This is a genomic window from Frankia sp. AgB32, from assembly GCF_023243045.1.
GTDB lineage: Bacteria > Actinomycetota > Actinomycetes > Frankiales > Frankiaceae > Frankia.
Genome location: NZ_JALKFX010000245.1, coordinates 2,689 through 12,928, shown reverse-complemented (window position 1 = coordinate 12,928; position 10,240 = coordinate 2,689). Strand labels below are relative to the sequence as shown.

Annotated in this window: 12 protein-coding genes and 1 pseudogene; 3 read left to right on the top strand and 10 right to left on the bottom strand. The window is 70.2% G+C overall.

What is annotated here, in order from left to right; genetic code table 11:
* Window positions 1-57 precede the first annotated feature (57 nt).
* From MXD60_RS27255 to MXD60_RS27245, 3 genes are read right to left on the bottom strand one after another with little or no spacing between them, the layout of a single operon-like run.
* Window positions 58-1,113 (bottom strand): ABC-2 membrane transporter-related protein, encoded by a 1,056-nt coding sequence (locus MXD60_RS27255; RefSeq protein WP_248822557.1) that lies wholly within the window; start codon window positions 1,111-1,113, stop codon window positions 58-60.
* Window positions 1,110-2,003 (bottom strand): ABC transporter ATP-binding protein, encoded by an 894-nt coding sequence (locus MXD60_RS27250; protein ID WP_248822556.1) that lies wholly within the window; start codon window positions 2,001-2,003, stop codon window positions 1,110-1,112. The genes MXD60_RS27255 and MXD60_RS27250 overlap by 4 nt, the downstream gene beginning before the upstream one ends.
* The gene (locus MXD60_RS27245) at window positions 2,000-2,485 is read right to left on the bottom strand and encodes a GntR family transcriptional regulator (protein ID WP_248822555.1); all 486 of its coding nucleotides are present in this window, start codon (window positions 2,483-2,485) and stop codon (window positions 2,000-2,002) included. The genes MXD60_RS27250 and MXD60_RS27245 overlap by 4 nt, the downstream gene beginning before the upstream one ends.
* Before the next feature lie 342 nt (window positions 2,486-2,827).
* On the opposite strand from MXD60_RS27245, the gene MXD60_RS27240 reads away from it, so the two are divergent.
* The gene (locus tag MXD60_RS27240; RefSeq protein WP_248822554.1) at window positions 2,828-3,373 is read left to right on the top strand and encodes an EF-hand domain-containing protein; all 546 of its coding nucleotides are present in this window, start codon (window positions 2,828-2,830) and stop codon (window positions 3,371-3,373) included.
* Window positions 3,374-3,538: 165 nt separating this feature from the next.
* Here the strand turns inward: MXD60_RS27240 and MXD60_RS27235 are convergent, their stop codons facing one another.
* The 4 genes from MXD60_RS27235 to MXD60_RS27220 form a co-directional block, all read right to left on the bottom strand.
* Window positions 3,539-4,000, bottom strand: coding sequence for a PPOX class F420-dependent oxidoreductase (locus MXD60_RS27235; protein ID WP_248822553.1), 462 nt, complete (start codon window positions 3,998-4,000; stop codon window positions 3,539-3,541).
* 83 nt (window positions 4,001-4,083) lie between these two features.
* Window positions 4,084-4,236, bottom strand: coding sequence for a hypothetical protein (locus tag MXD60_RS27230; protein ID WP_248822552.1), 153 nt, complete (start codon window positions 4,234-4,236; stop codon window positions 4,084-4,086).
* Between the two features lie 66 nt (window positions 4,237-4,302).
* A complete protein-coding gene (locus MXD60_RS27225) occupies window positions 4,303-6,210 on the bottom strand; it encodes a CocE/NonD family hydrolase (RefSeq protein WP_248822551.1) in 1,908 nt (635 codons plus the stop codon).
* An 890-nt stretch (window positions 6,211-7,100) separates the two neighbouring features.
* Window positions 7,101-7,268, bottom strand: coding sequence for a hypothetical protein (locus MXD60_RS27220; RefSeq protein WP_248822550.1), 168 nt, complete (start codon window positions 7,266-7,268; stop codon window positions 7,101-7,103).
* Between MXD60_RS27220 and MXD60_RS27215 the strand changes: the two are divergent.
* Window positions 7,261-7,464, top strand: a pseudogene (locus tag MXD60_RS27215) (SDR family oxidoreductase); the annotation flags it as partial. The gene MXD60_RS27220 and the pseudogene MXD60_RS27215 sit on opposite strands and share 8 nt — an antisense overlap.
* Before the next feature lie 102 nt (window positions 7,465-7,566).
* On the opposite strand, the gene MXD60_RS27210 reads toward MXD60_RS27215, so the two are convergent.
* Entirely contained in the window at window positions 7,567-8,604 is a 1,038-nt protein-coding gene (locus MXD60_RS27210) for a hypothetical protein (RefSeq protein WP_248822549.1), read from the bottom strand.
* 246 nt (window positions 8,605-8,850) lie between these two features.
* Between MXD60_RS27210 and MXD60_RS27205 the strand changes: the two genes are divergently transcribed.
* Window positions 8,851-9,300: a group II truncated hemoglobin gene (locus MXD60_RS27205; RefSeq protein ID WP_248822548.1), complete on the top strand. Its 450-nt coding sequence runs from the start codon at window positions 8,851-8,853 to the stop codon at window positions 9,298-9,300.
* Window positions 9,301-9,355: 55 nt separating this feature from the next.
* On the opposite strand, the gene MXD60_RS27200 is transcribed toward MXD60_RS27205, so the two are convergent.
* Together MXD60_RS27200 and MXD60_RS27195 are read right to left on the bottom strand one after the other, a co-directional pair.
* On the bottom strand, window positions 9,356-9,799 hold the full coding sequence (locus MXD60_RS27200) for an SRPBCC family protein (protein ID WP_248822547.1): 444 nt from the start codon (window positions 9,797-9,799) through the stop codon (window positions 9,356-9,358).
* A 17-nt stretch (window positions 9,800-9,816) separates the two neighbouring features.
* Window positions 9,817-10,240, bottom strand: a 424-nt coding sequence (locus tag MXD60_RS27195; RefSeq protein WP_248822546.1) for an ArsR/SmtB family transcription factor, incomplete at its 5' end; no start/stop codon positions are given.

The window sequence follows — 10,240 nt, the reverse complement described above, 5'->3', positions numbered from 1 at the left end:
CCCCGGCCGCCCGCGGGGGCGGGGGGGGGGGGGGCCCGCCCGGGGCGCGGGCGGCGGTCAGGACAGCCGGCGGATCCGCCAGCAGCTCAGGCCGGCGAGCCCAAGGGCGACGGCGAGGTACATCCCCGTCTCGACGCCCTGCAGCGGCCAGTAGTGGCTGGCCGGCTGGTAGGTGAACCGCTGCCGGTAGTCCCGCGCGGCGAGCTCGGTGGCGCACGCCTGCCGAGGGTCGGTCACCGACGCGCGGCTCGGTGGCGCGTCGACCGGCGGGGGCATGCAGTCCGCCAGCGACGACGACAGTGTCCTGACGACGTGGCCGTCGGCGTCGACGGTCTCCGCGGACAGCCGCCAGGCGCCGGGCCGGTCGAACTCCACCATCAGCCCGTCGATATGGCCACCGGGCCCCGGTGGGCCGGAGCCACGGAAACCCTGCAGGGTCGACCCGGTGATCGCGACCTCGCTCCGACTGGGCGCGACGAGATGCGGCCGGACCAGCAGTGGCACGGCGATCTGGACGGCGATGAAGACGGCGAGCGTCACGGCCATGGCGGGCACGGTGCGCCGCACGAGGATCCCGACGGCGACACCGAGGGCGAAGGCGAAGGCGGCGTAGCCGATCGGAACGATGCCCCGCGCGTCGAAGATCGGCGGTAGCATCCGGGCCTGGGTCAGCAGGCCGCCGTTGCCATGGCCGGCGGCCACGGCGCGGTCGATCGGGGCGCACCACCAGGTCACCGCGAGGCTGAGGGCGCCCGTGGCGACCATGGCGCCGAGCCCGGTCAGGCCGAGCTTGGTCACCAACCAGCGGGTCCGGGTGACACTCTGGTTCCAGGCGAGCTGATGCGTGCCGGCGTCCAGCTCGCGGGCGACCAGAGGCGCCCCCCAGAACACCCCGATGATCGCGGGCAGCGCGAGCACGGCGAGGACGCCGACGAGGTACACCCAGCTGTCGGCCCGGTCGTTGCCGGCCTGGTCGAGGAAGTCGTCGGCGGCGGCAGCGGAGAGATGGGCCAGCCGCGGGCCGGTCGCCGCGAGCCCGACGGCAAGGACGGCCAGGGCGCCAAGAATCGTCGCGGCCTGGACACGGAGCTGTCGCCAGGTCAGCCAGATCATCGGACGGCTGCCAGCTGGTGGCGGGAGTCGGGCTCGGCGGGGCGCCGGCCCATGTAGGTCAGCACGAGGTCCTCCAGGTTCAACGGGGTCGCCGTCCAGGCGGGGTCGCGGATCGGCGCCTCGGTACGGATCACCAGGGTGCTCTGCCGCTCGGTGTGGCTGGCGGACAGGACCTCCAGGCCCGCGGGCAGGTCGGCGGGATCGCACCGGGGTCCGGTGAGCCGGTGGTGGGTGGCCAGGAGCTGCTCTATCTCGCCGTCGAGCACGACGCGCGAGGCGACGAGCACCACGAGGTGGTCGCAGGCCCGTTCCAGGTCCGAGATCAGGTGGGAGGACATCACGACGCTGAGCCCGTGCTCGGCGACCGCCTCCATCAGGTCCTGGAGGAACTCGCGGCGGGCGAGCGGGTCGAGGCTGGCGACCGGCTCGTCCAGCATGAGCAGCTCCGGGCGTTTCGCGATGCCGAGGGTGAGGGCCAGCTGGGCCCGCTGGCCGCCGGACATCTGCCCCGCCCGCAGCGCCGGGTCCAGCCCCAGCCGGCCGATCCGATCCCGCGCCAGGGTGTCGTCCCAGCCGGGGTTCAGCCGGGCGCCGAGCCGCAGATGGTCGGCGACGCTCAGCGAGGCGTAGACGGGGGTGCCCTGAGCGACGAAGCCGACCCTGGCAAGCTGCGCCGCTCCGCTGCCGGGGCGGCCGCCGAGAACCTCGATCGTGCCCGACGTGGGCGGGATCGTGCCGACAGCCGTGTTCAGCAGCGTCGACTTCCCGGCTCCGTTGGGGCCGACGAGCCCGACGACCCGGCCGGCTGGCACGTCCAGCGTGCAGTTCGCCAGGGCCCAGCGGCCCCGGTATCGCTTGCCCAGGCCACGGGTCTGTAGAAGGGCGGTCACGCGATGTCCTCAACTGAGTCGTTCGCCGCGGCGTGGTGGTCCGAGGCGGCGCGGTGGTCCGGGGCGGCGGTTGCGCTCGCGGCCTGGCTCGCCGCGCCAGGCTCGGTGGCGGTCATGCGAAAGGTGGCCATGAACAGGGCCTCGATGCTTTCCTCGTCGAGGCCGGCGCGCCGCGCCCTGGTCAGCCAGTGCCGCAGCTCCGTGCGCAGCGGCCCGTGCGCGGCGAGGGTGGCGTCGGCCAGCGTCCGCGTGACGAACGTGCCGACTCCCGGCCGGGCGGCCACGAGCCCGTCGTGTTCGAGCTCCCGATAGGCCTTGAGCACGGTGTTCGGGTTGATCGCCAGCTTCGCCACCACGTCCTTGACGGTCGGCAGCTGGTCTCCCTCGTGCAGTAGTCCCAGCAGCAGCGCCTGCCGTACCTGCCTGACCACCTGCAGGTACGGCGAGACGCCGGAGCCCGCGTCCAGGTGAAACTCGATCATCAGCACCTCCATTCCTCTAGCTGACTAGCACTATAGGACACTGGGTAGGTAGCCGACCAGGAAGAGTCCTCCCCGCGACACTGTGATCACTCTTCGCATGCAATCGATCGCGATCTGCGCACACGGGGCCGAATGATTTCGCCGGTGATTTCCGGTCATCGGCCTGACGCGGCACCGGGCCCTACCATGGCCAGCTTCTCGCGAAACCTGGTAAGCGCCGAGTTGCAACCATCTTCGCCGTGGCTAGACTTTTCCTCTGCCGGCCGCCGGAAGGCGTTGAACAAACGACCTTCCAGGGGTCGCGTACAGATCATCCCGGTTTCCTCGCGAGAGGGGTACGTCATGGTCAGCACGGTCACCTCACCGCAGGACCTTCGCCTGGAGAAGCTTTTCAAGGCGACCGATTCAAACAACGACGGCTACCTGGAATGGGCCGACTACGAGCGCCTCATCGACCGGTACATCACCGGCCTGCAGCTCGATCGGGAATCGCGCCAGGCCTACGGTCTGCGCGCCGCCCACCAGATGTTCTGGCTGGAGCTCCTGCGGTACGCCAACGGGCAGAACCGCCTGTCGCAGGACGACTACATCCACGCCGTCCGTTCCCTGCTCATGGACGTCAGCCGGTTCAATCTCGCCGAGGGCCTGCCGCACTCCATCTTCGACGCGATCGACCGGGACGGCGACAACGAGATCGACAAGGAGGAGTTCGACCGCTACCTGAAGGCGTGGGGAACCAAGCCCGCCGACGGCGCGGAGGTGTTCAGCCGGTTGGACACCGACGGCGACGGCCGGGTCAGCCGATGGGAGTTCATCCGCTCGTGGCGGGAGTTCTTCTTCTCGGACAGCTCGGACGCCGCCGGGGTCTTCTACCTCGGCGCGGTGTAGGGCGCCGAGAAAACCGGCAAAGGCGCCGTTTCCCGCGTGACCGTGACCCGGTGACGTTCCCCGCCGTGTTTCCGCGCGGCTGACGGAGTCCGGTCCGCCGCAGAAACCGCCCGGCGGCGGGGACCGCGCGACGAGGCGCGGGTCCCGTCGCCGGACGGGCGGCCCTCAGGCGAGGCGGGCGGGGAAACCACCGGTGGCGATCGGCCCCCAGCGGGTCGGGGTGATCCGCAGCAGGGACTTGCCCTGGTCGACCATGGCCTGGCGGTACTCGTCCCAGTCGGGGTGCTCGCCGGCGATGGCGCGGTAGTAGTCCACCAGGGCGTCCACGGCGCCCGGCAGGTCGAGGACCTCGGCACGACCGTCGACCTGCACCCAGGGGCCGTTCCACTCGTCGGAGAGCACCACGACGGCGACCTCGGGTTCCCGGCGCGCGTTGCGCGTCTTCGCCCGCTCCGGATAGGTCGAGATGACGAGCCGCCCGGCGGCGTCCACCCCACCGGTGACCGGCGAGGCCTGCGCGGACCCGTCCGGACGCCGGGTGATCAGCAGCATCCGGTGCCTGGTCCGGGCGAACGCGAGCAGCTCCGGAAGAGCGACCCGGGTGTTCGTCGCAACCGTGCGTGCCACGGCCGGCTCCCTTCTGCTCGCCGCCCTGGCGGCTCGTGCGCGGAACAGGATTCAGCTCCAGCCTAGCCGCGGGAGCCGCCTGATCAGACCAACCCGAAACCCAGGTAGGACGACGAGTTGGTCATCGCGTTGGACCAGGTGTTGGCGCTGCTCGGAATGGCCTCGGTGCTGATGCCGGATGGCACCGGCTGGACGGCGGACTGCGCGGTCCGTGGGCGCGCCGTCGGCAACGGCAACCCTGACCCTCCCGGGCAACGGCCCGCGTCAGACCCAGGCGGACATGGACCTGACGCGGGCCGACCTCACCAGCCCAGTGGCTCGCTGGAAAGGCCGCTGGTCGGGGTCGCACCGCTACGGGCCGTGGGAAGCTGCAGCCAGGGAAGCAGCGGCAGGTTCACCACCGAGCGGCCGGCGCTGTTGCGCGCGATCTGGTAACTGCCCCCAGCCAGGCTGGCCTGCTGGGCGGCGGTGTAGGCGCAGGGCTGCGGCATGCCGAGTAGGCCGCTGCAGTCGTCCTTGCTTGCCTGGGTGCTGATGACCAGCCGCAACAAGTGCAGGGGCGCGAGACCCCAGGCCGTCGGATTGATCCTGATGTCATACCGGTTCACCGCGCCGGGCACGACCGCCTTGTCGGCCGTGTAGGGGTGGACGGGCAGGATCAGGCGGCCGGCCGAGTCCTTCCACGACGCCGACCCGTCCAGCGCGCTCAGGGTGCCGATGAGGGAACCCGACGAGATCGTGGTGGGAGAACCCGACGGCGGTACGTCCTGCAGCGTCGCGATCAGGTTGATGTTCTGGTTGCTCGACGACGCGTAGATGCTCGCGTCGATCGGTCCGGCGAGTGTCTGGCCGACGACGAACGGGGACGTCGTGTAGGTCAGGGTGCTGCCGGACTGGTCGGGGGCGGCATAGGTCACCTGGTCGGTGCCCGACGCGCCAGGCGGGCCGGCGGTAAGGGCGGAGTTCGCGTTGAGGTAGTACTGAATGTAGTTGGTGACCAGTGGGTAGCCGCTCGCTTTGACCCACCGGTTGCTGCCCTGCTCGTAGAGGTGCAGCGGGGTCTTCGTGGCGGCGATGCCGGTGTTGCGGTGCTTCAGCCAGGTGTCGTACCACTCCAGTTCGATGCTCTTGTCCAGTCCGCTGCCGTGCCCCCAGTTTCCGAGCACCAGCTGGTAGCGGCCGGTCGTCGACTGGCCCGGCGGTAGCGGCGCGGCCGCGGGCCGCCCGTTCGCCGCGTTCTGCAGCGCGGCGTAGAAATGCAGAGCGCCGGGGTTCTCCGTGGCCTGCCAGCCGCTCCACAACAGGGCCGGGATGCCGTTCTTCACGATGCTCGCGGCCATCGAGGCGTCGGTGGTGCGCTCCTGCCAGAAGGAGCTGTGGTAGGCCCGCGGCCCGCTGGCGTTGATCTCGGCGACCAGCTGCTGGCCGTAGGCGAGGTTCTCGGCCGCGTGCTTGTCACCGCTCAGTCCGAGATCCTGGCCGAACAGCGGAACTGTCGCGGATGGCACGCCGCCGGCGAAGTAGATGTCGTAGCTGTTCGACGCGCAGGCCGGAATGATCGCCTGGACCGGCGAGTGCGGGCCCACGGCAGCGGCGGTGAAAAGCTGGTTGATCCCGAGCTGCGAACAGCCGTAGAGCCCGATGGTGCCGTTGGAGCCGTCCAGCTTGTGCGCGGCCCAGTCCACCACCTCGGTGCCATCCTTGGCGATCCGCGGACCGAACAGGGGGTTGACCAGCGGCCCGCCATCCGGCGCCTGCGAACGGTTCGTACCGCGCACGTCCACCGAGACGAAGATGTAGCCCCGGCTCACGAAGAACGAGTCGGGGTCGCCACCGAACACGTAAGGGTTCTGCTGGACGATCACCGGGAAGGTGCCGGCCGCGCGCTTCCCGGTCAGACGGTCCGTCGGGTAGCCGATGTCGGCCGGCAGGACGACGCCGTCGTCCATCGTCACCGGCACGTCCTTGACGACCGTGATCCCGTAGGTCTCGGGGTCCGGCGCCCAGGTCCCGCCTGGCCAGACGGTGCCCGCCCGCGCCGGCGAGGTGATGCCGACCACCGCGAACACGCTGGCGACCAGCGTCGCGACCACGGCCGCGGCGAGGCCACGGACGCGTCCGTGACGGCCGCGCAGGGCGTGCCGCGCGGGTCCCGCGCCCGCGGGTGAGACTTCAACGGATCCGCTCCCGTCCGCTTTCCGTAAACGCATGTCGACTCCCTCTGGTTCGGTTTTCCGGTACCGCCGGCGAACTTCGTTTCGCCACGGCAATCCGACCTGGAGGGTCAGCAAAATCGACACCGACCAAGGCAGACGGAACGGAAACAGAATGACGTTCCAGAACTGGCGGCGACAGCGGTGGGCGCGCGCCGAAAAGAGCGTCAGAAATGAAAAATCCGCCCAGAAAACTCTCCCCGCCGCATCTTCTGCTGCGGCCAGAAGTTAGTGCGGACCGTCATTGCCTGTCAACCGGGACCTACTAATCACTTTGTCCGGGGCGGCCCTTTCGGGCCGGCCGGCGACGGCGATCCGTCCGCCGGCCACCGCGGACAGCCCCGCCTGTCATCTGCCTGGTTGGGCGCCGAGCGGCGGGCGCTCACCGGCAAGGGAACGAACCCGCCAACGGCCGCCCGAAGGTGGCGTCAGTCCGCATCGACCGGGTCAGCCAGCCGGCCGACCCGGTAACGGGACCTCGCGGTCGGCGTCACCGGCACTCAGGAGACGGCGTTTAGGCGAGACCTGGCGATCCACCACGACGGTGGCGACGATCCGTAACTTCGACTCACGGGAAGGAAGGGTGGCGGCGTCCCCTCTTCAAGAGGGAAAATGATCTTCTCGCCAGGCGAGAATCGATCGCGCCGATCTCGGCCGGGACGATGTCGCCGAGCACCGTACCGCTGCCGGGCCAGCGGCCGATCCCTCGACGCGCCAGCGTCATTTGACTCCGGCCGATCTCCATGGAAATCTGATGATCGAATATGAGAATTCGATTCTCAATCGATCAGCGGGAGCGCCATGGTCACCAACGTGGGGGTCACCAACGTGGACGCCGCGGCCAGCGGCTCCGAGGCGGGAGGGGTGGCGTGACGCGCCTGCCTCCGCTACCGGACGAGCAGTGGGACGAGCGCACCGAGGCCGCCCTGGCGGGCATGCTGCCCCGCCGCCGCCGTAATGTTGCCGGCGCCGGCAACGCGCTGGCGACGCTGGTGCGCCACCCCGAGCTGACCGAGGCCTTCCTCGCGTTCAACGTGCACCTGCTCCGGGTTCATCGACACCCCGATGCTGCGCCAGGCCGAGGCGCGCGGGCTGCTCGGCGGCCCCATCGAGAAGACCATCGCAACCACCCCCGTCCGCCGGGCCGGCCGGCCGGAGGACATCGCCGCGGCCTGCGCCTTTCTGGTATCCGATGAGGCCAGCTACATCACCGGGCAGCTCCTTGGTGTGAACGGCGGCCGCAACACCTGACCGATGGCCGGGCACGCGGGCGCAGCGGGATCCGCAGCGGCCTCGACCTCGCCTACCATGACTTCCCGGCCCGCCCTCGCGCTCGCGCGACAGCCCGGCGGCTCAGTCGCCTGGGCGCCGCCAGAAACGGCCGGTGAAGCGTCCGTCGCGGCGGTCCGGCGCGCGGTACTCGAACAACAGCGCCACGCTGCCGGCGATGGTGGTGCCGGTGGCCGTGTTGTTCGGGTAGTTCCGCCCGAAGACACGAAGCTTGGCGGCCTCCCAGACATCCTTGTCAATGACCTCCGCCTGCGCGTTCGGCCAGGTCGGCATCTCCGCCCGCAGGATGTCGCCGGCCACGACAAGACTTTCCTCAGCATCCGGAATCTGAGCGAGAAGAATGGACAGTGGATGACGCGGGAGGACACCCCAGGCGTTCTTCGCGGTGGCGGTCGCGAGATTCATCCGGTTGGCCTTGAGGATTTTCGCGCACTTGAGGATCGCGGACATCACGATGGCGTGCCGGCGCATGGTGTCCGCGCCGAAGGTGTCGCGGATGCTGTCGTCCTCGAACTGCATCTCGTACCAGGTGACGTTGAGCAGCGGGTGCAGAATCCCGTGGGCGGCGTCCTCCACTGACATGTCGATGCCGATCTGCGCGGCCGGAATTCCCACCGTGACCTGCACGTCGGTGTTCACGACCGGCTGGGGAACGCGGAGCGTGTATGCGGCGTCCAAGGCCGTCAGCGTGAACTCGTTGCCGACCAGGTTCGCGAGGGCCTGGTTGCGCTGGGCGTAGAGGGTGTCGATCGTGAAGTCGAGGGCGGCCCGCCTTCGCTGCCAGCCGGCGTCGTCATTGCGTTCGGTGGGCGTCGTCCGCAGCTCGATTTTGAAGGAGTTCGCCGAGGTCAGGACAGGAAGGTCGCGGGTGATCTCCACCAGCACCTCGGTGCTGTTCACCGGACCGACCAGACCGAACACCTTTGCCGGCGCCTGGACATCCGGGGCCTTCGCCGGGTCGACAACAGCCGTGAACTGGACGGCGCTCACCTCGATGGCGGCGCCGACCAGCTCCTCCTCCGTACCCAGCGAGAACGATCCGAAGTTCCGACGGTAGTACGCCGGAGTTTCATCGACCGAAGGCTCGACGGCATGACTCACGGAACCCCCCATATCACCAACACGAATACCCCGCGGACAGCCTGCCCCGAGCAGGCCCATGTGGCCCGCCACACATTAAGACAGTCACCGGAGCGCGCGGAGCCGTTTCCCCGAACTCCGCCACCGCCGGCCGACGGCGTGTAGAACCACTCCCCTGGCCGTGGCCCTGGCGCTGTCACGTCGTGACACACCGGTCTGGCAGGCTGGGCCCGAGGAGCGCAGCACCCCAGACGCCGGGAGGTCATCGTGGGTTCCACGCTGTACGACGAGGTGGGCGGGCTCGACGAGCTGCGGCGCCTGTCCGCGGCCTTCTATGACCGCGTGCTCGCCGACGAGCTGCTCGCGCCCGTGTTCGCGCACTTCACGCCCACCCACCTCGAGCACGTCGCCGTCTGGCTGGCCGAGGTGTTCGGCGGCCCGGCGGATTTCACCACGCGCCTCGGTGGCCATCAGGAGCTGTTGCGCAGCCACCTCGGCCTCGCCATCCGCGACGAGCATCGGCAGCGCTGGCTTGACCTGATGGCCGCCGCGATCGACGAGGTCCTCCCCGACCGCCCGGAACTGGCCGCGACGCTGATGGCGTACTTCGACTGGGGCACCGCCATCGCGCAGGAGCTCTCCCAGGAGCCCGTCGGAACCGCGCTCGGCGACCCCGGGCCCACCCCCCGCTGGGGACACGAGGGCCTCATCCACTGACCCGAGCCCATCGGCGGCGGGACCCGACGTCCGAGGACCCGGCCGCGGGACCGGCTCAGCGCCAGTCGCTGATCCGCACGTCCCGCGGCGAGGGCGCGCCGGTGCCCGTCTCCACCAGGGCCTTCAGGCTCAGCAGGTAGGAGCCCCACTTGGTGGAGCAGTGGTGCATGAACTCCCCCGGCTCCTTCCAGCCGCCGTGGCGGAACAGCACGATGGTGTAGTCGCCGTCCTGGCGCAGATCCCAGTCGATCGTCGTCCCGATCCACTCCTCGGGGCCGTCCACCACCTGCCAGGAAACCCGCTCGTTCGGCCGCGCCTCGACGACCGACATGTCGAAGCCGCCCGGCGGGAAGCGGAACGCGAGGGTGCCGCCGACGTCCGCGCTGCCCGTCGTGTCGTCGGTCCACCAGCCGGCGAGGCCGTCGATCGTGGTCAGTGCGTCGTACACCTTCTCCGGCGTCGGGTTCAGCGTGCCGACGCGGTGCAGGATGTCCACCATGTTCTGGCTCCTTCTCGTCAGTCGTTCTGGTTGGCCTGCTGGATCGCCTCGGCGATCCGCTTGATGCGCCGCAGGCGGGCGTCCCACGCCGAGCCGACCGAGGCCAGCTGGGCGACCGCGCGGGCGAGCTGCGCCTCGTCCACCCGGTAGCGCCGTTCCCGGCCCGCCGGGGTGGACCGGACCAGGCCGGCACGGTCCAGGACGCCGAGATGCTTGGCGACGGCCTGCCGGGTGACGGGCAGTTCCTGGCTGAGCGTGGTCGCCGTTCCGCCACCGGCGCCCAGCAGAAGGTCGAGCATCCGGCGCCGGGTCGGGTCGCCGATCGCGGACCAGAGGTCGTCGTCGACCGCCGGCACCGTTCCCGCCGGCACCGTTCCCGCCGGCACCGTTCCCGCCGGCACCGTTCCCGCCGGCACCGTTCCCGCCGGCACCGTTCCCGCC